Here is a 21,468-nt window from a genome sequence, read left to right on the forward strand (position 1 = left end):
AGCGCACAATAGGTGCGCTTTTAAATAACAAAATTACTGCCGCTTAATGGGGAGTTCGGTGGTGTTTTTCACCTGCTTGAGCGCAAAGGTGGAGCTTACATGGTCGACCAAAGGTAAGTGTGTGAGTTTCGTTTTAAGAAGAAATTCGTATTCTTCAATACTCTCCACTATCACTTTCAATAAGTAGTCTTTTTCGCCACTGGTGGTATGACACTCTACAATTTCATCTATTTCCTGTACTGCACTTTCAAAATCTGTCAGCGAGTCGCCATCATGATTTTTTAACGTAACATAGATAAAAACCGACACCCCTAAGTTTAGTTTCTTACTGTTTAATAGTGTGACCTTCCCTAATATAATACCTTCAGCTTCCATGCGTTTTACACGGCGCCAGCAAGGGGTGTGCGATAAACCAACACGCTGACTAAGGTCGGCCATAGAGACAGTGGCATCCTGTTGCAGAACCCGTAATATTTCTCGATCAAATTTATCTAATTTCATTCACGTGGTGTCCATCGTTTTTATGATGTTCATTATATAGAAAAATAAATCCTAGGATAGTTGTCCTAGTAAAATAGTCAGTTAAGTTTATGCTTTGCGGTTTGAAAAACTCTATTTACAACAATGCAAGACTTATCCTCAAACGCATCGGCTACACTTGTGAAAATTAACTCACCCACCAGAAAAAGGAACCTTATGTCAGTTTTCGATCATGCCGAATTTGATAATCATGAGCACGTTGCATTTTATCACGATGAAGAATCAGGGCTTAGTGCAATTATCGCTGTACATAATACCAATTTAGGGCCAGCTCTCGGTGGGTGTCGCATGTGGCCTTATATTAACAGTACAGAAGCACTGACAGATGTATTGCGTTTATCCAAAGGAATGACATATAAAGCTGCAATGGCAAATATTGCCTTAGGTGGCGGCAAGTCAGTGATTATCGGCGATCCTCGTAAACAAAAGACGCCTGCAATGATGGAGTCTATGGGTAAATTTGTTGACTCTTTAGGCGGTAAATACTTCACTGCCGAGGATTCAGGCATTGCAGTAAGCGATCTTGCTGCAATGGCCAAACAATCTGACTATATCGCTGGCGTTAGTGCGAAGTACCACTACGCGGGAGAAACGCCAGATGGAAACCCCGCGCCATCTACTGCGTACGGTGTATTTGTAGGCTTGAAGGCCTCCGTAGAATATAAGCTTAATCGTAGCTTAGAAGGCGTGTCAGTGGCTATTCAAGGGATGGGACATGTGGGTTATCGCTTAGCCAAACATCTTCGCGATGCAGGCGCCACTTTATATGTTGCCGATATCTTTCCTGAAGGGGTAGATAAAGCGGTAACGGAGCTTGGTGCTACAGCGGTGCCCCCTGAAGATATTTTAGGTTTAGATGTAGATGTACTTGCTCCTTGTGCGCTAGGTGCAGCAATTAATGATCAAACCCTACCTACTATTAAGGCAAAAGTTATTGCTGGCGCGGCGAACAATCAGTTAGCCCGTGAAGAAATTGGCGATTTGCTGGTTACCCGAGACATCTTGTATGCGCCTGATTACGTACTTAACGCAGGCGGTATCATCGATATTTTTCATCAGCGAATGGAATCGAGCAGCAACCACGCACTGCGCGAGCATATTGAAGGGATTGGGGATACGCTAAATGAGATTTATCAACGCGCTGATGCCGAGGGCAGGGCTACGAGTCGGGTGGCGAATTCGATTGCCGAAGAACGATTTTCGAATAAGGGTTGAAAGTTAGCATTCAAATAGTCATAATGCGCCCCGCGCTTAAGGCAATGAAGATTTTACTGCCTTAAATAACTACGCGCTTCTATGGTGGGCTTTTGGTCCTCCCGCAATGATACTCTGTGAACTCGGTCAGGCCTGGAAGGGAGCAGCCGCAGCAGACGACTCATGTGCCGGGATGTGGCTGGGAGCCTGCCACCCAAATCTGCTTATATTTGTACCTCTTTTTCATTCTCTAGCGATACATTGTCTACTTAGCAACCTTTTGCTATTACTCGCTTGCGCTGCGTTCTTCAAAAGGCTTCGCCTTGGTGTCTTTTAGAAATTTTATGGCCTTGTCCACGGCGTGCGCAACATTCATTTCCATTTGGTTGCGCTCACTTTGCGGTAAATAGAAAGCCATATCCACCTCATAGCGAATGTAGCGTGGAGGAACTTGATTGAGAGCAAGACAACATATATCAGCGAGATAATCGGGGCTATTTTCTTTATCTAATTGCAGCTCGGCTATCCGCTCGAGTACAAGGTGTTCGTAATAGTTGTGAATATCGCTATCTAACTTCATGGTAATACCTTACTAAATTGTAGATTCGCCGTTAGTGTTCAACAATTTAAACACTTAGCTACCTCTAAATTTATAGCTGGTATTTTGTCGATGTCGAGTTTGCAATGATAGTATTTGCGTTACGTTTGTCGAACTAAGCCTTACATCCATGAAAAAGAATGTTGAACCCTGCTACTACGGCGACTATTTACAGCTTGATAAAGTACTAGGCGCACAATCGCTGCAAAGCGAAAAATATGGTGACGCCGCCCATGAAGAAATGTTGTTTATTATCGTTCACCAGGTATACGAATTGTGGTTTAAACAAGTATTGCATGAACTTAATGCCGTCATTGATACCTTCAATCAATCTAGCGTAAAGGATCAACAATTAACGTCAGTCGTACATAGGCTACACCGTGTTATTCAAATTCAGAAACTAATGAATGACCAAATTGCTATTATGGAAACTATGACGCCGCAACAGTTTCTATCGTTTAGAGACTATTTGGTGCCTGCTTCCGGCTTCCAAAGTATACAGTTCAAGCGCTTAGAGATATCCCTAGGATTAAAGCGTGACTACCGCATTGATTTTGATAAACAGAGTTTTTACAACCGTTTGTCTGATAAAGATCGTGAATTGCTGGAGGCGTTGGAAAGCAAGCCAAGCCTATTTGAATTAGTAGACAAATGGCTAGCGCGCATGCCACTACTAAAAATGGATGATTTTGATTTTTGGGAATACTACAACGCAGCGGCCACCACAATGCTAGCCGAAGACAAAAACACCATCGAATCTAACCCACAGCTTAGTGAAGAAGAACGCAGGCAAGAATTAAAAGACTGGCAATCTACGCGGGAAAACTTTGACGCACTTTTTGATGACAGTCACTACACACAATTACGCGAGAAGGGGAAGTTTCGGTTAACACACGATGCTATGTTGTCGGCACTATTTATTAAGCAATATTCAGAAGAGCCGATTTTTAACTTACCGTTTCAGCTTATTACCGCGTTAACAGACATCGATGAGCAGCTTACTATTTGGCGTTACCGACATGCCATGATGGTACAGCGGATGTTAGGTACCAAAATTGGTACAGGAGGCTCATCAGGGCATCAATACTTAAAGCGCACCACAGAGTCAAACCGTATATTTCTAGACTTTTTTAATATGGCTACCTTCCTCTTGCCTAAAAGTGCACTGCCAGAGCTACCTGAAAAAGTGCGAAAGCAGCTTGGTTTTCATTTGAAGTAGCTTAAAAATTAGTCGTAAATATGTAACCTACATTAAGCGCAATAGAAGGAGAATATACGTCAATACGAAAACAGCGAGAATATGAAAAATAAAACGTTGGTAATTTACCAGGTAAACAAATTACTTTTTACCTTTCTCGGATTACTTGTTCGAACGACAAGCAAGAAGCTCTTTATTAAGATTAAAGACAATAATATAGGCCAATGCGCGTTTTAGGCCTTCTTCGTTCTGCTTCATTACTGCCCGCTTCTATGGGTACATTCTCAAATAAGTGGGCTTTCTCGAGCGTGTAAAAAAATAGTGCATTTATCTTTGTTGGGGACGTAGATAACCCCGGTGGGTTTTACTTACAAATGGCTGCTGTAAAAGAATAAATATGCTTAACCATCTACCTCTGGCGTGAGAACCGAGTTAAAATCAGAGTTTGGCTTAATTGTAAATATATTTTTATTCCTCTCATCTCCATATAATGCAGTTTATCGCATGGCCAGAAAAATCGGTGTGTAAAATACACTCTTTATAAATTTTAATTAAATAGTTTTTTTAAAAAAAATTTATAATTTCGCGGTTTTTTAAGATCCATATTATCAATTAGTATGACTTTCCCTCTGTCGCGTTGACCACTTTCTATCCTTGTGACTATTATCCGGTCAAGGCTTAAGCCTTGCTAATAAGATTTTACAAAAAATCGAAAGTATAAAAACACACTAAATTATATTAGTGGTCCAGGGAGACAACACATGTTTACAAACACAAAACTGGCTGCTTCAGTTAAGCTAGCCTGTGCGCTCAGTGCTGCGCTAGCGGTATCAGCGGGCAATCATGCATTTGCACAAGAGGCGGCGTCCGACGTAACTGACGAAGCCACAGTTGAAAAAATCCAAGTAACAGGTTCTCGTATATCGCGGGTAGATCTGGAGGCAACTCAGCCAATCAGCTACATAGATGATAGTTATATTCGAGATCGCGGTATGACTAACGCGATTACCGCGGTACTTGATTTACCTGGCGTTATAGCGGGGGTAAGCCCGCAGATCGGTGGCAATACCGCCGCTAATGGTCAAGCGCTTGGTCAAAACACCATAAACTTATTCGGCTTAGGTTCACAACGAACCCTTACCCTTATTAATGGTAGTCGTTTTATATCAAGTAACTCACCCGTGGGTGGAGGCGGTGCGCCGGGCGGACAAGTTGATGTGAATAATATCCCCGTTGCACTTATCGATCGCGTTGAAGTTATGAAAGTAGGTGGTGCGCCTGTATACGGGGCAGACGCAGTGGCAGGTGTAGTTAACTACATACTTAAAAAGGACTATGAAGGGGCGGAATTCTCTTACGATTATACTTCGCTAAATGGTATCGCCAGCGACAACTCGTTCCGTGCACTTATTGGTGGTAACTTTGACCAAGACAAAGGCAACATTGTGGTTGCCCTTGAATACAACGAAACTGAAAATATCGCCGCTCGCGATGTCCCAGGCTTGGCAAACGATTGGGGAAGCTTTACCCCAGCCGAAGGCGATGGTGTACCCAACGCCGATGGTGTAGTACCAAATAACCAAGTGTTGTTGGTCCCAGACCCCCGTGCAGGTATTCTTTCGTTTAGTGGCCTTGTAACTCCAGGCCCCACCGCTGTAACTAACTTTGGATTAGGTCAGTGGAGTGATGGAAATTTTTATCAATTCGATCCCGCGGGTTCGGGCAGTTTAGTGAATTACGACCGCGGAGTTCCTACGGGGAACTCGGTTTGGGCCTCTGGTGGAGATGGCTTAAACCTTCTTGAAACTAATACCGCACGAGAAGGTTACGAACGTTATAATCTCTCTGTTATAGCCAACTACGAGCTAGCAGAAGATCTTAACTTGGAAGTTACCGTTTTCTCAAACCGCTCTGATGCAGGTAATCAGGGTTACCAGGCGTTACAATATAACTCAGGGGTGTTTAGTGGCGCGAGCGACGCGCTTAGCTTTAGTACCAGTAATCCATTTTTAACATCTGCATCCCGCAGCCAATTAGAAGGGTTGTTAGGCGGCGAAGGCGATTTCTACTACCATCGTGGTTGGACTAACTTGGGCCAACGGGAGATTATCAACGAATCTTCAGTAAACAGTTATCGCGCTGAATTAACGAGTTTCTTTGATATTGCCGATAGAACCTTTGATTGGGCACTGTCTTACCAAAAAGGTATTAGTAGTGTTTATTCGCAAGATCAAGGATTGAACATTCCAAAGTTTTTTGCTGCACTTGATGCGGGTATCAATCCTGAAACGGGTGAAATTGATTGTTTGTATAACTATACAGACGGTTACGAAGGTGGCTTTGTAGCAGAAAACCATGGCTTAACGAACTCAGAAAATATTCTTGGAGCACAAGGTACGTGTGCTGCACTTAACCCGTTTGGTACACCTTCTCAAGCCTCTCTCGATTACATTAAATATAACGATCAAGGTCAAACCCGCGTTGAACAAAGTATTCTTCAGGGCTATATAAGCGGAGAAATTTTCGACTTACCTGCTGGCGGTGTTGGCTTTGCCACAGGCTTTGAACGTCGAACTGAATACGCGGAATTCCGTCCAGATGGTTCGAATGAATTAGAGGGTTTATCTGATAACCAAACGTCAGGGGGCTACACCACACAAGATGTGTACGCGGAAGCCATAATCCCAATATTTTCTAGCGATATGGACATCCCAGGTTTACACACACTTAGCATAGATACTTCGTATCGTTATATCGACAACGATCGCGCCGGCCAAGATAACATATGGGCTGTAGGGATTAACTATCGTCCTATAGAAGAAGTTATGGTGCGCTACAACGTGACCGAAACAGTTCGTGCACCAGCAATTACAGAGCTGTTTTTACCTGTCGTTGAAGACTCGCAATTTGCGACTGATCCGTGCGACGAGCGCAATTTAGATAGTGGTCCTAATCCTGATGTGCGTAAAGCAAACTGCGCGGCAGAAGGACTGCCTACTGACTTTTCTAGTATTGCACAGAACGCATCGCGTCGTGGTTTCACCGGCGGAAATGATGCATTGGAAAATGAAGAAGCCAAAAGCATGAACGTAGGTATTATCTATACACCGGGTTGGGCCGAAGGCTTAGATTTCTCATTCGATTACATCGATATTGAATTAACTAACGCAATTGTAGACTTTGAATTAACCGACATTATGAACGCGTGTTACGATGCCACTGACTACCCAAACCGATTCTGTGACCAGTTTGAGCGTGAAGCTGATGGCCAATTACCCGCGCTAAATGCCTTTACTTCTGGTTATGTAAATGCGGCTATTCGTAATTTTAAAGCAGCAGAATACACAGCTAACTACAAGAATGATTTGACTGATTACCCTGTAATCGGTGATTTCTTCGATGGCGACGATGGCGCGTTGTCATTCCGCTTTAGTTTCTTCAAGCTAATTCAAGATGAAGTATCTAATACCGGTTTTGACTTTAACGATGATCACGGTGAATGGGGTAATCCAGACTTAATTGCTAACGGACAAATTTCCTACACCATTGGTGATTTTATCACTTTCCTAGACATCAACTACACCGATAGAACGTCGCGCGACGTAGAGCAAACACCATTTCAGTATATTGATGAAAACGGTAATCCTTATACAGAGATTCCATCTCGTACTTTGTTTGATCTTGGTGCAGTTTTCCATGTAAGCGAACAAGTGTCTCTTCGTGGCTCCGTGCAGAATGTATTGGGCTGGTCGCCAAGCCCTAAAGAGACAGCGATTGGCCGCTTCACCTACGGACGCACTTTTAATGTAGGTGTAACAGCACGGTTCTAATTATTCATTAGTACAACTCAAACAGGCCCGATTTTATCGGGTCTTTTTTTGTTTTACCTAACGATGAAGAGTAAAGGTCAATTTCTTATTCACCTTCCGCTTAACCTTTAGCGTAAATAAAAAATAAAAAAATTTATTAACAAAACGTTCACGCCGATGATTTAACTGCACCGTTTTAATGATCACTCGCAGTTTTGGTGCGCGAATGAGCAGATTTTTCCACCACTTTTAGTTTTTTTTTAATGAATAATTATGCACTACTATTATTCACCTCCTATACTCAACTAAAATTTTTTTTCAATAAGATAACGCCAAGAATAGACGAAAATGCGACATTTTTGACGAAATAAGGGTAAACGTTTTCTGTTAATGCTGGAATTTTAATCGCCTAAAAGTGAATCGATTAAGAACATATGTAATAAAACCACAATATTGGAATAGATTCTGCACAGAATCTGGCCGTATATTACACAGATGATAGAAAATCTACACGGTGTAAACAGGCTGTTACTTGACTCTACGTAACATTCCATGTGAGTATACTAAGTTCGTAGGGCCAGCGTCGTCGCTGGCCCTACATTCCTGAAACAAAATTGTGAAAGTTTTATACGCCCCTTGCCCGAGTGTTATTCCATTATCGGCGAGGATTCAAATAAGAAATTTGGTTGGGAACTATGTCCAAAATGAGCAAGAGAACTCTTATTGCTTCTACTGTTATGGGTGCATTCGCACTAACAGGTAGCGCAGTCTCTGCAGATACGCTTGAAGAACTTCATAAAGAAGAAGCGAAAATCCACGCGGCTGCAGCGAAATCTCAAGAAAAAATCAACACGTTGTTTGAGCAGTCTCAAGAATTACTTGTTGAGTACCGTCAAACAGTAGATGAGACAGAAAACCTGAAGATCTACAATGACTACATCGCTAGTCTTGTTGCTGACCAGCAGCGTGGCATTGACTCTCTACAGCGTCAGATTGATAGCATCGAGCAAACTAAGCAGGGCATCGTTCCTCTTATGTTCCGCATGATCGATAGTCTAGAGCAATTCATCAAACTAGATCGTCCTATTCACCTAGACGAGCGTCTTGAGCGTGTTGAACGCCTACGTGACGTTATGGCTAACTCAAACGTAACTGTATCTGAGCAGTTCCGCCAAGTGATTGAAGCCTACTTAGTTGAAGTAGAGTACGGTACAAAGATTAACTCTTACCAAGGTACTATTGATGACAACGGCACAGAAGTTACCGTTGATTTCTTTAACCTAGGTCGCACCGCACTAGTGGCATTGTCTCTTGACCAAGCTAACGCTTGGGTATGGAACAATGAAAATCGCGTATGGGAAAAACTAGGAGACGAGTATCTGTCTTCAGTTGTTGACGCAGTTAAGATGGCAAACAACGTCATTCCTGCGGATTTGATCAAACTACCAATTAGCGCAGCGGAGTAATTGTTAATGAAACCAGTATTCAAATCTCTTTTAGCCGCTGCGACAATTGCAGTTGCAGCAACCGGAGCTCAGGCTCAGGAAGCAAAGAGCCTGAAAGAACTGCTAGAACAGGTTCAGGATAACCGTGTTTCTGAAACACGTATCAATAAACAGCGTGAAGCAGAGTTCCAAGCTGCTCGTGCAGATAAGCAAGCACTTCTTCGTAAAGCGCAAAGTGAACTTAAAGCTGAGCAAGACCGTGGCGACCGTCTACAGAAGCAATTTTCTGACAACGAAGTAACGTTGAATGAAAAGTCTGCAGAACTAGACCAAGCAACGGGTACGCTAGGCGAGATGTTCGGTGTAGTACGTCAAGCAGCTTCTGAAGCTTATGGCCGTGTAGCAACCTCTATTGTAAGTGCACAATTCCCTGGTCGTAGCCAGTTCCTTGCTGAAATGTCTGAAGACTCTAAAGGTCTACCAAACATTCAAGAACTAGAAGACCTATGGTTTGCACTTCAAAAAGAAATGACTGAAGGCGGTGAAGTTGTTCGCTTTACTACTGAAGTAGTTAATCTTGACGGTGGTTCTTCACAGCAAGAAATCGTTCGTATCGGTACGTTCAACCTTGTTGGTGCAGACGGCTACCTTACTTATGATGCTGAGAACGAAGTTGTTCAGCCACTAGGTCGTCAACCAGATAGCCACTTTGTTGCTTCTGCAGATGATTTGATTGACGCGACTTCTGGTCTTGTTCCTTTCTATGCAGATCCATCTCAAGGCGCAATTCTTGGTCTATTGAAGCAAAAAGCGACAATGTCTGAGCGTTATCACGCTGGTGGTCCGGTAGGTTACACTATCACTGCAATGCTTATAATCGGCCTTCTTATCGGTCTTTATAAGCTAGTTACGCTTACTGTTGTTGGCGGCAAAATGCGTTCACAACTTAAGAACCCAGGTAATCCTTCTGAAGGCAACCCACTAGGTCGCATTCTTAAAGTTTACCAAGAGAACAAAACGGCCGATGCAGAAAACCTAGAGCTTAAATTAGATGAAGCGATTCTACGTGAACTTCCACGTATCGAAAGCGGTATCAACGTAATTAAGATCTTCGCTGCTATCGCACCATTACTAGGTCTACTAGGTACAGTACTAGGTATGATCGCAACGTTCCAAACAATCACATTGTTCGGTACTGGCGACCCTCGTATGATGGCTGGAAGTATCTCAATGGCTCTTGTAACTACAGCTCAGGGTATTATTGCGGCATTGCCTTTAATTCTTACTCACAGCATCGTAGCTTCTCGTAGCAAGTCAATCATCCACATTCTTGATGAGCAAACTGCGGGTATCGTAGCAGCTCATTCAGAGTCGGAGAAAGCGTAATATGAATTACCTGATTGGATTATTCGAATCGGTCAGGGACTTTATCGCTACCGGCGGTGACGTGCTTTATTTCGTTGCTGCCGCGCTCTTTCTCATGTGGGTTTTAATGATTGAGCGTTACTGGTATTTAACCTCGGTCTTCCCAAAGGTGAAGAAAAACATCATCCAAGATTGGGATGCCCGAGCTGATACCACATCATGGTATGCGCATAGAATCCGTGACGCGTGGATTTCTCAAGCGTCAGATGCACTGAACGCACGAATGCTGATTATACGTACCATTATTGCAATGTGTCCGTTAATAGGGTTACTAGGTACAGTAACCGGTATGATCGGTGTATTCGAGACAATGGCAACACAGGGCACCAGTAACGCCCGTCTAATGGCAGCTGGTATCTCTATGGCAACAATTCCTACAATGGCAGGAATGGTCGCTGCGCTATCTGGGCTGTTCATCAGTTCTCGTCTTGAAGCTAAAGTGAAGCTGGCACGAGAAGGGCTAGTTGATAGCCTGCCACATCATTAGAGAGAGAGATTATGGCTCGAAAAGTCAGAACCGAGGAAGAAGATGCACAGATTGACATGACTCCCATGTTGGATATTGTCTTTATCATGCTTATCTTCTTTATCGTTACCACTGTTTTCGTAAAAGAAGCAGGGATTGAAGTTAACAAGCCAGATGCGAGCCAGGCGGTCCTTCATAAAAATGCGAATATCTTCATAGCGGTAACCGAAGATGGAAGCGTTTGGTTGGATAAACGTGAAGTGTCGCCGGACAGCGTTAGAGCTAATATTGAGCGTCTGCTTACCGAGCAGCCAACAGACTATGTAATCATTCAAGCCGACGTAAAGGCAAAGCATGGTTTGGTAGTTGAAATAATGGACCAAGTTAAAGCCGCTGGCGTTAATCGGGTCTCGGTAGCAGCAAGGGGTTAAGATGTTACGTATAATTGTATCTATATTTCTAGGTGCTGGTGTTGCATTTGCCCTATTCGTATTGATGGCTAAGCTGATTGAAAACTCAGCGAGACCAGCGGACGAAGTACCTGAAGCACCGGTAATCGATATTGTGATGCAGGAACCAGACGACCAGACGCAAACGCGTCAACGTGTTCCGCCACCACCGCCGCCTCCGCCACAGCAGCCTCCTAAAATGGAACCTGTTGAGCCAGAAGCTGCAGAACCAGATGCAGATGGATTTAGCTTAGCTATTCCTGCTGTAGATACTGGGGGTGTTGGTGTAAACATTGGTGGTGTTGGAGCCATGCAGCGTGACGGTGACGCCACGCCTATCGTTCGTATCGATCCTAAGTATCCACCACAAGCTGCCCGTGACGGTCGTGAAGGTTGGGTAAGACTGTCTTTCACTATCAACGAAGTTGGTGGTGTAGACGATATCGAAGTAATTGAAGCTGAGCCTAAGCGTATATTTGACCGTGAAGCACGCCGTGCATTACGTAAGTGGAAATATAAGCCTAAGATCGTTGATGGCAAACCGGTTAAACAACCAGGTATGTTCGTTCAGCTAGACTTTAAACTGGAGCAATGATCATGATGAAACGTACATTCAAAATGTCAGCCGTTGCTTTGGTGCTAGGCGCAGGTGCAGTATTTTCTGCTCCTGCAGCATTAGCCCAGTCTTCACCTGTAGTTTGTCCAGGGTACGAAAAGGGCAAAACTACATTAGTAGGTGAGCGTACTGGTAAGAAAGTTCAAAAAGCGTTCGAAGCTTACAATGAAGATCGGGTCGACGAAGCGCTAGATATTCTTTATGATATTGACGCTTCTGAAGATTTTGATCGCGCCTATGTTGACCGTTTTATTGGTAACCTTCTTGCGTCGCAAGATGGCCAAGGTGCCAAGGCAATGGGTTATTTGGTTAGCTCTGTAGAAAACAAAGTGCTTAATGATACCGAGCATTCTCAAACACTGAAATTGATTGGTGATTTGAGCATGCAGGAAAGTAAGTACACAGATGCAATCAAATGGTATAAGGCATGGATGGACTTTACCTGTAAAGAAGATCCTGATGTATATACTCGTTTGGCCCAGGCTTACTATGAATCTGGTCAATTAGACAAGATGGTAGAGCCAGCAGATAGAGCGATAGCGCTATATGAAGAGCCAAACAAAAACCCATACGTACTTAAGCTAACGTCGTTTTATGAACGTAAGATGTTCTCGCAAACGGTTGAAGTAGCTGAAGAGCTGGTACGCAATTTCCCAAGTGAGCCACGTTGGTGGACTCAGCTAGGTTTCTTCTACTTAACCGTAGAAGATTATAAAAAAGGTCTTTCGACTTTCGAAATTGCTTACAACCAAGGTTTTCTTAAAAAAGTTAACGAAATTAAGACATTAGCTCAGTTGTACCAAACAAATGGTATGCCCTATAAGGCTGCTAAGTTGTTGGAAAAACATGTTAAGTCTGGTTTGCTTGAAGAAGACGCTGAAATGCTTGCAAATATCGGTAATGCTTACCATCAGGCTAAGAACTACGCTCAAGCAGCTACCCTTTATGGGCGCGCGGCAGCGAAAAGTTCAAACCCTGACCATTACAGAAAGCAAGGTACGTTGTTGCTAGTTTCTGAAGACTATAAAGGTGCGATTAAAGCCCTTACTCAGGCACTAGAACGTGGTGCTGAGGATCCTGAAAAAATTCACTTTACACTTATGGAAGCGAATTTCTACGCAGGGGATTTCAAGGCTGCTTACAATCACGTGCAAGAAGCGAAGAAAGATCGTTCACTTCGTCGTAATGCGTCAGCGTGGGAGCCTTACATTAAAGAAAAGGCGAAAAACCGCGGAATCAATATCTAGTCAACAGCAGCTATGTAGCTCGACTATAGCTAAACTGTGACTGATATTTAAAAGCCTCCACTTGGAGGCTTTTTTGTTTCTACTGATCCGTGCTAAATAACAATGAAGCGTTATCTAACTCTTGGGCAGATTACGTATTAACCAATTGCGTATTTTGTCGTTAAGATCACTTTTTCCAGAGGCTTTGAACACTTTTCTTAGCTCGGAGGTGTTTAAGGGGAGTGTACAAAGTAAAGGTTGGAGCTCGTTCTTATCTATATCATTAGCAAACAGAAGCTTACAAAAGCTGGCTAAGGGCATAGTTACCTGCTCCAGTGAGAGGTGACCATGGCAGAAATTCCAAAGTTTAGCTAAGTACACTTTCTGTACACGTTTATCAAGCTCGGTAAGTTTAAATACGTTAGAATTATTGTTATTAGCATACAGTGAAGTAAGCAGGTTTGCTTTTTCGTTAAATTCTTTACTAAGCGGATAGATGACTAATGCACTTATGTCGCCACTAGCCTTATTTACTTTTATCCCAGTATCTATAGTAACAAACCCATTGTTATGCCAGAACCTATTGAGGGCGGGTTTTGCGCCGTAAGAGCTTGTTAAACAATCGATGTTATGGTGATGCGCAAACTGTTTTATTTCCTCTATAATCTGAGTTCCTATTCCTTGGTTACGAAACCAAGGGTGCACCGCGATACGGTTAATTCGCCAATACTTCTGCTTCGCAAAACTACCATCGCCTGCAAGTAGGGCAATGCGTTGTGCACTCATATGACCCGCAGGGCGACGGCTACCTTCGGCTACTTCATGCGCTAAGGGGGCTAGTTGCTCACCCCCTTCGTTATATATAACTGCTGCGCCCACGATCCGCCCATTCTCTTTGTATACAAACAGTAATAAGGCCTCACTATCAAGTATACGTAAAAAGTCATCGGGGGTGGTTTGATAGTGGGCAAGAGCGAGTAGCCCCATGGCTTCATTTAATTCACCATAGGGCATAGTGTCGAGGTCGCATTTAGTTACTCTGCTCAGTTTACTGTATTTTTCATCCACGCTTACTCTATCTACTAGAGAACTTACCAAGTCATTGTTGAAACTATAGCCTTCAAACAGACAGAGATGATTTAACAAGATTTCTAATTTATCCCCTGTTACCCATCTATACGGAGCTGTTAATGTGCGGTGGAGAGCATTCTTTGCTAAAAGGCTAGGAAGTAAACGATGAATAAAGCCCTGGCCGCTACCTTCATAGCCTTGAAGTGTGGTGGCAAGAAGCCACTGAGGATGGTGAGAAAGGCACGTTTTGATTGTGGGCAATGGTAATGACGCAGCTTCATCTACAATGAGCAAATCGCACTGGCCATAAAATAGTTTTGGATTATCGGTAGCAAGCCACGAACATACTCCCCCCGTTTTCGGATCGAAGTAGCTGTTTTTTCCCTTTTGCTTAATCGTAGTAAATGCCCCGCAGCAATGCTTAATAAGTGCATCAACATTCCGGCGAACGGTACTCGTGATATATACGGTTTTACCTTGCGATACAAAATAAGCTGCAATTACGCCTAATAGAGTCGACTTACCTCTACCTCGTGGAGCGGTTAAAATGCCCCGCAGGCACTGCATGGCCACGAAGTCGTTAAAAGCAGTACGCTGCTCCTTATTAAGGCCCTGGACACCCACATTTTCGCCCACTTCTTGGACACCCATTTTATCCGTAAGGCCCTGGACACCCACACTTTCGCCCACTTCTTGGACACCCACAAGTTCATCCGCATTAAACGCACCCAGAGTTTCCTGGCGCCTTCCAATTCGAATATTTTTTTGGGTGTCTTTCTCAATGCTTTTTTCAACTGTCTGATTTTTCAGGGGAATATCTGACTCGCCTTCTAGCGATTGCGTGGGTGCGCCCGCTGTGCTGGGGTGACAATGTGTGGGTGTCCATGACGTGGTTTCAGGGGGGGCTAGGTGCAAACGTGTGGGTGTCCACATAGAGACTTCGTGAGTTTCTATGAATATATTGGTGAGCCGGGCTATATAGCGACTATAAGTTTGTTGGTATCCGTAAGAGACTTTCGCCATGGATGGGGTGTTTATCCATTGCTTAAAGGGTGGGGTGCACAAAATTAAACATCCGCCATACCTAAGTGTTCCAGCGAGTGCTAACAAGTCACTGGGCGAAAATCCCCGATGGCAGTAAAGTACACCAATATCGTATTCGTTGCCTAATAGGTGTTTTCTTACGTTCGCTTGAAGAGTGCCTTCTGCACCTACCACTATCGTTGATACTGACTGCTCTCCTTGGTTAAACTTGCTAGGGGGGGCGAGCAGCTGTGCAACTTTGTTCGCACACGCAGCTTCGTCGTCAGCAATAACTAACAAGCGTCTATGTGTAATGCGTTGTTTAGCGTTAACGAAAGGTGAGTACAACCAACTGTAAACAGAATTTTGCGCCATAAGAGTGTTTTTTCGGTATAATCTGGCCTTATAGTAACGACTAACGCTAAGGAATTCGAATGCGCTTTCTCTCTCGCCGGCTAGTAATGCCAAATGATCTTAACTATGCCAATTCTCTTTTTGGCGGCCGAGCGCTGGAATGGATAGATGAAGAAGCCGCTATATGGGCGATTTGTCAGTTAGAGACCAATTGTTTGGTAACTAAGCATATTGGTGAAATTAGTTTTGAGTCGCCTGCATTACAGGGTGATATTGTGGAGTTTGGGCTTGAGACTAAAGCAGTGGGTAGAACCTCTATTACAGTAAGCTGTTTGGTTCGAAATAAAGCCACGAAGAAAACAATCTGTTTTGCTGACGATATCGTCTTTGTGAAGGTAGATCCTGATTCGCGCCAGCCTTCTGCTCATGGTAAAACATTGGAAGCCTTGATCGCCCAAACCGACGAGGAAGTTCGTCGATTAAATCTAAACGTAGAAGACTCACCAACGAAATAAGCTGACGTTGTTCAGCGCTTAAAACTACTGCTTAATCACTTGACGGGCTTTGACTAACTGGTAGACTGCCGCCAAGTATATGGTTTAGATGCCATACACGCGTACCAAGGGGTGTTCGTTTGTTCGGACTGAGATCCACTCTACTGTGGGAACCCTTACACCTGATCCGGATAATACCGGCGTAGGGATGGTTAGCAATACAGCCTTATCACCTGCCGTAAACCCGGGTCTTTTTTCTTAAAAAAGAACAAGAGATCCCATGCACAAACAGCTTTTTACATTTTCTTTATTGGCTATGTCGATAGCCAGCTTTGCTCAAGACGCTCCGCGACAAAACGTGTCTGAAAATACGGACGAAATTGAGCGAATTGTTGTCTCTGGCGATTTTCGCCAAACCACTCTCGATCAATTAAGCGCAAGCGCCACTATTGTCAGCCAAGAGCGTCTGCGTAGTAGGCAACCCTCGCATATAGATAGTGTGTTAAGTAGTATTCCTAATGTTAACTACGCAGCTGGTGCTTCTAGGGGGCGCTTTGTTCAAATTCGGGGTATTGGGGAGCGCAGTCAGTTTGCCGAGCCGATTAATCCGTCGGTGAGTTTTATTGTTGATGAATTCGATTTTTCGGGATTAGCTGCCGCCGGCCTTATTTTTGATACTAAACAACTTGAAGTATATAGAGGTCCGCAAGCTACTCTTTATGGTACAGGTGCGCTTGCAGGTGCGGTTAAGTTATCGAGCAATGAGGTAGGCAGCGCGTCCCCTTCGTATGTAGAAGCTCGGGCGGGCAATAAAGACAGCTATCGCGTTGAGGCGGCTACTGGCGGTGAGATTAATAGTGATTGGGGTTACCGTGTTGCCTTAGTGCATAATGTCAGTGATGGGTTTGTCGAAAACACCCACATAAAAGCCGGTGAGTCTGAACTGATTCATCAAGACGACACCAATAATATTGATGAAACAGCCCTGCGCTTAAGCGCAAGTGGGCAAGTAAGCGATGCCACTACATTGGCATTAACCTATCGCTGGTACGATATTGATAACGGCTATGATGCATTTTCTTTAGACAATAATAATCAAACGCTATCTGATGAGCCCGGATTCGATGAACACCAAACCCACGCAATTAGTGCACGCTCCACTACCGAGACCGCAGCGGGGGATCTTATTTTTATTGCAACCCACGCCGCACATAATATTGCCTATGGTTTTGACGAAGACTGGACCTATCCAGATTTTCATCCCAGCACCTATGTATCCTTTGACGCCTACTATCGCGATGTAGAGACCCAAACCGGTGAAGTGCGTTTTGTTTCGTCTAAAGAGGCGGCGCTATTTAGTGGTAAAACAGACTGGACCCTTGGCGCATTTTATAAACATTCAAAAGAATCGCTTATTCGTCAATATACCTATTTAGGTGAGGATTTTAAGAGCGATTATACGCCTACAACCACAGCGCTCTATGGGCAAACAGAAACGCGTATTAACGATAATTTAAGCCTAGTTGCCGGATTGAGAATAGAGAATTACGATTTCGACTATGCAGATAATAACGGCTTAGAACGAGCGTTCGATACAAGGATGTTGGGGGGGAAAGTAGCGCTTCAATATACGCTAGGTGCGCATTTTTACTATGCCAGTATTTCTCGCGGCTTTAAAGGCGCGGGTTTTAACCCAGATAGTCGGGTTAATGATGAACAGCGTTTCTTTGACGAAGAGTACAATTGGAATTATGAAATAGGTGTGAAAGGCCCCATGCTTTTGCCTAACTTAACCGCGCGGGCTGCTCTGTTTTATATGGATAGAACAGACACCCAGGTCAATGATTATGATGTTATCACCCGGGATGATGGTACGGCGGGGTTTGTAGACATCATCGCGAACGCTGACTTAGGTACTAATAAAGGCGCTGAGCTTGAGTTATCTTGGCTGGTATCCGATGCTTGGCAGCTAAACGCAAGTTTAGGCTATTTGAGTGCGACCTTTGAAGGCTATACGTTAACTGACGGTACCGAGATTGCAGAACAACGACAGGCTCAGGCACCTAAATGGACGGCGAACCTCTATAGTGAGTACGCATTTACAGACGCCTTATCCTGGCGTGTAGACATCGATTATAAAGATGAATACCGTTTTTCTGATGGCCACGATGTCACAGCGCCAACCACTACCTTGGTAAATTCTCAGTTGGTACTCACTTATGATAATTGGCATACCTCGGTATGGGTTCAAAATGCATTCGATAAGGAATATTACACCCGTGGGTTCGGAGGGTTTAGTAACGACCCACGTGACGATTACGCGTTTAGCGAGCCTTATTATCAACTAGGTAACGGCCGCCAATTTGGTGTAACTGTTAAATATGAATTCTAATAGAGGTAATACAATGCAAGTGATGGTTGAGTTGTCGTTATACCCATTGGTAAATGAGTACATTCCCCCTATTCAAGCGTTTATCGATAGGCTTAATACCTACGATGCACTTAGCGTTACCACCTGTTCTACCAGTACACAGGTAACAGGGGAATACAGTGAGGTAATGACAATACTTGGGGAAGAGATGCAGCGTACCCACGAAGAAGTTGGGCAGGCTATTTTTGTGGCAAAGTTTTTAAATTTTGATGCAATGAATGCTAGAAAGTCGTCATAGTGAACGGCTTTTTCTCCGATTTTATTAGTCAAATAGCGGCTACCTCACCGTTAGAGTGGGTAGCCGTGGTACTCGCCATAGCGTATGTGTGGCTTGCGGCTAAACAAAACAGCTGGTGTTGGTTATGCGCGTTTATTAACACCGCTATCTACACGTGGTTATTCTGGCAAGTCACATTGCCGTTTCAGGCTGCACTTAACCTTTTTTATATGGTGATGGCGGGCTATGGCTATTATCAATGGTCAAAAGGGAAGGGGGATGCGGATGAGATTAAGCGAGTCACATCTTGGCCGTTGTGGCTACACGCACTCATAGTCCCAACCATGCTGCTGTCGGCGTGGGGACTTTCGCAGATAGCAAGCTCTCAGTTCAATAGTGAATACTTACTGTTAGACGCCAGCATTAACCTGTTAAGTGTGGTTACTACCTTTATGGTGGCGCATAAAATATTACAAAACTGGGTCTATTGGTTCTTTATCAATCTTGCCTCAGCCTATCTTTATCTGCAGGTTGGATATGCATTGTCTGCATGTTTATTCTTAGGTTACGTTGGTTTTTCTATTTTTGGCTACTATCAGTGGTTCATGCAGTGGAAAGGACAAAATGAAAACCAAATCTATGCTCAATGAGTTAACAAAAGCATTTGGGTTAAGTGCTAAAGCCAAACTAACTCAGCAACCCTCGGGCGCGGTTAATCATGTGTATCGTCTAAACGATGATTGTTATCCTAACCACAGTGAGTATCAGGTGCGCTTACCGGCTGCGGTAAAATGGTTGGGAAATGACGATTTTAGCGGGGTTGATAGGCAACAACAGTTTAAACTGCAACAAGCAATAGCTAAGTTAGGTGCCGCGCCCGCGCCTATTTGGCTAAATAGCAGTGAAACGCTTTGGGTTGAACAGTGGGTAGAAGGTAACAGCGGTTGCCTAGCGCCACATGATCTTGCCACGGTGCTCTATGAGATCCATCAATTGCCTGTTGATGCTCCTGCATTAAACCTATGGAACCGGTGGCAGCATTATCTTGACATAGCCAACCTAACCGATGAATCCCCCCTTTACCAAAGGGCAGTAAATCTCAAAAGTGATGTGCAAGCGAGCGAGCAAGACCTTACTAATGTGGTTCTTTGCCATAACGACTTATTGCAAGGACACGTGCTTACAGCCTCTCAACGCCCCCCCTTAATAATCGATTGGGAGTATGCAGCAAAGGGAAACCGTTACTTTGATATCGCCTCCTGTTGTATGATTAATAAGTTTAGTAGAGATGAGAGTGAAGCCTTGGTAGCAGCTTATGCAACACATATAGCCGCTCCGGTAAATGAAGTTTTCGATAATTATTACAGACATGTTGAGCTGGTGTCTGTGACTAACGCACTATGGAATAGTGCCATGAACAAAGACCAAAATCCGGTTTAGCTCTCTATTCAAATAAAGTTTTCGCTTGAATTTTCATCGCATTGGGCGTTAATTAAGCATGCAGAAGCGTTGGGGTATAAAAAGGCTTTACCTTTTTAATGCCATCCGTATAATGCACAGCGCGCTAGGGGTGTAGTTCGAATTGGTAGAACAGCGGTCTCCAAAACCGATGGTTGGGGGTTCGAGTCCCTCCACCCCTGCCACTTTCCTCTTTTTCGTAAATCTTTATTTCCCGTATTTCCTGTACTTCACGTATTCGTCGTTTATATTATTTCCCGTTCAATAACATGCAGTCTTGAAGTAAACTAAGAGTAGGTGTTTTAACGGCGTAAGGCATTATGACAGTCAGTTCGTATCAGCAAGCAATTTTACAAGAAATGGGGATCCCCGTGTGGGTGAGTCAGCAAGCGTATTTAGCTAAAACTGAGCCTAGCCCAGAAGCGTCGTCGTCTTCGCCACAAAACTTGCCGAGTGGTAAGCCTATTTCACAACAAGATAAACAGTCTCATTTGGCGCAATTGCGTGCCCAAGTAGGTGCGAAAGACTCAAATATTACCAGCAAATCCGTGAAAGACACGGAGCACCCTTCCAAGCCCCATAACACGCTATCTACGGCCACAACCTCACCGCATTCTTCGGTTACACAATCACCGCCGCCACCGTTAGGTATTCCACTAAGTGCCCAACAGAAAATAGCTGCACAGCAGTGGTTGTCCGATATAACGCTGGCATGCGTTCAGCTAGGTTTATCATCTTCACAAGCCAACGTCATCATAGGTAAAGACGTTGCTGTACTAGAAAATGCTATCGTGCTACCCGTTGCGCCCAATCAACTTTCAAGCAAACAACAACGTGCGCTATGGCACGCTTTAGTGAAAGCAAGTCAGCAAGTTATTAAAGCATAAATGATTGAACTTATTACCGTTTCCGAAAACTCTAGCGGGCCTGATGTACGCGCGGCCTATCGCATTCATCAAAAAGCACATGCGTCACCTTGGTCTTTTTCTACGTTTGAAGATTGCTTTACGCCCCCCTATTACGGCGTACTCGCTTATAGCGATGACGCCGTAGCGGGTTACGCTATTATGCTTGAGGTAGTAGATGAAGCCACACTTATGGATATTGCGGTAGGTGAAAATAGGCGAAGCCGCGGCGTAGGACAGGCTCTTGTGGATAACGTTGTACGTAAATCGGCCGAAAATAATATGGCCGCTATATGGCTTGAAGTGAGACAAAGTAATCAGGCAGCGATTGCGCTTTATAACAAAAATGGTTTTGAGCATATCGACACGCGCAAAAACTATTACTCCACACCCACTGGCAAAGAAAACGCGCTCATTATGCGTTTAAAAGGTTTTTAACGGAAAATTTTTTGTTTTCGCTTAAAGGTGTAACAAAAAGTTGACCAATTGGTCTACAAGGGGCGTATACCCTTACCGTGATAGGGTTTTCATTCTCGGCTAATTCCCTTA

The 21,468-nt window shown here is 44.0% G+C and carries 19 protein-coding genes, 1 tRNA gene, 1 other RNA gene and 1 riboswitch; of the genes, 18 read left to right on the plus strand and 3 right to left on the minus strand.

Annotated elements, in window-relative coordinates; translation table 11 throughout:
• Positions 1 to 33 precede the first annotated feature (33 nt).
• Positions 34 to 501, minus strand: coding sequence for an Lrp/AsnC family transcriptional regulator (locus GTH32_RS11720; protein WP_163085927.1), 468 nt, complete (start codon positions 499 to 501; stop codon positions 34 to 36).
• Between the two features lie 195 nt (positions 502 to 696).
• On the opposite strand from GTH32_RS11720, the gene GTH32_RS11725 reads away from it, so the two are divergent.
• On the plus strand, positions 697 to 1,755 hold the full coding sequence (locus GTH32_RS11725) for a Glu/Leu/Phe/Val dehydrogenase dimerization domain-containing protein (protein WP_163085929.1): 1,059 nt from the start codon (positions 697 to 699) through the stop codon (positions 1,753 to 1,755).
• Between the two features lie 90 nt (positions 1,756 to 1,845).
• An RNA gene (gene ffs / locus GTH32_RS11730) (signal recognition particle sRNA small type) lies at positions 1,846 to 1,942 on the plus strand.
• Between the two features lie 78 nt (positions 1,943 to 2,020).
• Here ffs and GTH32_RS11735 read toward each other — a convergent pair.
• The gene (locus tag GTH32_RS11735) at positions 2,021 to 2,314 is read right to left on the minus strand and encodes a late competence development ComFB family protein (protein WP_163085930.1); all 294 of its coding nucleotides are present in this window, start codon (positions 2,312 to 2,314) and stop codon (positions 2,021 to 2,023) included.
• Between the two features lie 148 nt (positions 2,315 to 2,462).
• Between GTH32_RS11735 and GTH32_RS11740 the strand changes: the two genes are divergently transcribed.
• The 8 genes from GTH32_RS11740 to GTH32_RS11775 all read left to right on the plus strand — a co-directional run bounded on the left by GTH32_RS11740 (position 2,463) and on the right by GTH32_RS11775 (position 12,987).
• Complete coding sequence (locus tag GTH32_RS11740) at positions 2,463 to 3,551, plus strand: tryptophan 2,3-dioxygenase family protein (RefSeq protein ID WP_163085932.1); 1,089 nt, start codon at positions 2,463 to 2,465, stop codon at positions 3,549 to 3,551.
• A gap of 740 nt (positions 3,552 to 4,291) precedes the next feature.
• Positions 4,292 to 7,360 (plus strand): TonB-dependent receptor, encoded by a 3,069-nt coding sequence (locus GTH32_RS11745; RefSeq protein ID WP_163085934.1) that lies wholly within the window; start codon positions 4,292 to 4,294, stop codon positions 7,358 to 7,360.
• 683 nt (positions 7,361 to 8,043) lie between these two features.
• The gene (locus GTH32_RS11750) at positions 8,044 to 8,805 is read left to right on the plus strand and encodes a DUF3450 domain-containing protein (RefSeq protein WP_163085936.1); all 762 of its coding nucleotides are present in this window, start codon (positions 8,044 to 8,046) and stop codon (positions 8,803 to 8,805) included.
• Between the two features lie 6 nt (positions 8,806 to 8,811).
• The gene (locus GTH32_RS11755) at positions 8,812 to 10,170 is read left to right on the plus strand and encodes a MotA/TolQ/ExbB proton channel family protein (RefSeq protein WP_163085937.1); all 1,359 of its coding nucleotides are present in this window, start codon (positions 8,812 to 8,814) and stop codon (positions 10,168 to 10,170) included.
• 1 nt (position 10,171) lies between these two features.
• Positions 10,172 to 10,696, plus strand: a complete 525-nt coding sequence (locus GTH32_RS11760; RefSeq protein WP_163085939.1) for a MotA/TolQ/ExbB proton channel family protein — start codon at positions 10,172 to 10,174, stop codon at positions 10,694 to 10,696.
• Between the two features lie 11 nt (positions 10,697 to 10,707).
• Positions 10,708 to 11,106 (plus strand): ExbD/TolR family protein, encoded by a 399-nt coding sequence (locus tag GTH32_RS11765; protein WP_163085941.1) that lies wholly within the window; start codon positions 10,708 to 10,710, stop codon positions 11,104 to 11,106.
• Between the two features lies 1 nt (position 11,107).
• Complete coding sequence (locus GTH32_RS11770; RefSeq protein ID WP_163085943.1) at positions 11,108 to 11,719, plus strand: energy transducer TonB; 612 nt, start codon at positions 11,108 to 11,110, stop codon at positions 11,717 to 11,719.
• A gap of 2 nt (positions 11,720 to 11,721) precedes the next feature.
• Positions 11,722 to 12,987, plus strand: coding sequence for a tetratricopeptide repeat protein (locus GTH32_RS11775; RefSeq protein ID WP_163085945.1), 1,266 nt, complete (start codon positions 11,722 to 11,724; stop codon positions 12,985 to 12,987).
• A 114-nt stretch (positions 12,988 to 13,101) separates the two neighbouring features.
• Here the strand turns inward: GTH32_RS11775 and GTH32_RS11780 are convergent, their stop codons facing one another.
• Positions 13,102 to 15,435, minus strand: coding sequence for a GNAT family N-acetyltransferase (locus GTH32_RS11780; protein WP_163085947.1), 2,334 nt, complete (start codon positions 15,433 to 15,435; stop codon positions 13,102 to 13,104).
• A 59-nt stretch (positions 15,436 to 15,494) separates the two neighbouring features.
• Here GTH32_RS11780 and GTH32_RS11785 point away from each other — a divergent pair, with 59 nt between their 5' ends.
• The 8 genes from GTH32_RS11785 to rimI all read left to right on the plus strand — a co-directional run bounded on the left by GTH32_RS11785 (position 15,495) and on the right by rimI (position 21,357).
• Positions 15,495 to 15,929, plus strand: coding sequence for an acyl-CoA thioesterase (locus GTH32_RS11785; RefSeq protein ID WP_163085949.1), 435 nt, complete (start codon positions 15,495 to 15,497; stop codon positions 15,927 to 15,929).
• A 97-nt stretch (positions 15,930 to 16,026) separates the two neighbouring features.
• Positions 16,027 to 16,134, plus strand: a riboswitch (TPP riboswitch).
• 54 nt (positions 16,135 to 16,188) lie between these two features.
• A complete protein-coding gene (locus GTH32_RS11790; RefSeq protein WP_163085951.1) occupies positions 16,189 to 18,300 on the plus strand; it encodes a TonB-dependent receptor in 2,112 nt (703 codons plus the stop codon).
• A gap of 13 nt (positions 18,301 to 18,313) precedes the next feature.
• Positions 18,314 to 18,577, plus strand: a complete 264-nt coding sequence (locus GTH32_RS11795) for a hypothetical protein (RefSeq protein ID WP_163085952.1) — start codon at positions 18,314 to 18,316, stop codon at positions 18,575 to 18,577.
• On the plus strand, positions 18,577 to 19,206 hold the full coding sequence (gene pnuC / locus GTH32_RS11800) for a nicotinamide riboside transporter PnuC (RefSeq protein WP_163085954.1): 630 nt from the start codon (positions 18,577 to 18,579) through the stop codon (positions 19,204 to 19,206). Before GTH32_RS11795 ends, pnuC begins: the two co-directional genes overlap by 1 nt.
• Positions 19,181 to 19,996 (plus strand): phosphotransferase, encoded by an 816-nt coding sequence (locus GTH32_RS11805; RefSeq protein ID WP_163085956.1) that lies wholly within the window; start codon positions 19,181 to 19,183, stop codon positions 19,994 to 19,996. Before pnuC ends, GTH32_RS11805 begins: the two co-directional genes overlap by 26 nt.
• Positions 19,997 to 20,122: 126 nt before the next feature.
• A tRNA-Trp gene (locus GTH32_RS11810) sits at positions 20,123 to 20,199 on the plus strand.
• Positions 20,200 to 20,334: 135 nt separating this feature from the next.
• A complete protein-coding gene (locus GTH32_RS11815) occupies positions 20,335 to 20,901 on the plus strand; it encodes a hypothetical protein (protein ID WP_163085957.1) in 567 nt (188 codons plus the stop codon).
• On the plus strand, positions 20,902 to 21,357 hold the full coding sequence (rimI, locus tag GTH32_RS11820) for a ribosomal protein S18-alanine N-acetyltransferase (RefSeq protein WP_163085959.1): 456 nt from the start codon (positions 20,902 to 20,904) through the stop codon (positions 21,355 to 21,357).
• Positions 21,358 to 21,468 lie beyond the last annotated feature (111 nt).

The sequence above is a fragment of the Alteromonas profundi genome (assembly GCF_010500865.1).
Lineage (GTDB): Bacteria > Pseudomonadota > Gammaproteobacteria > Enterobacterales > Alteromonadaceae > Alteromonas > Alteromonas profundi.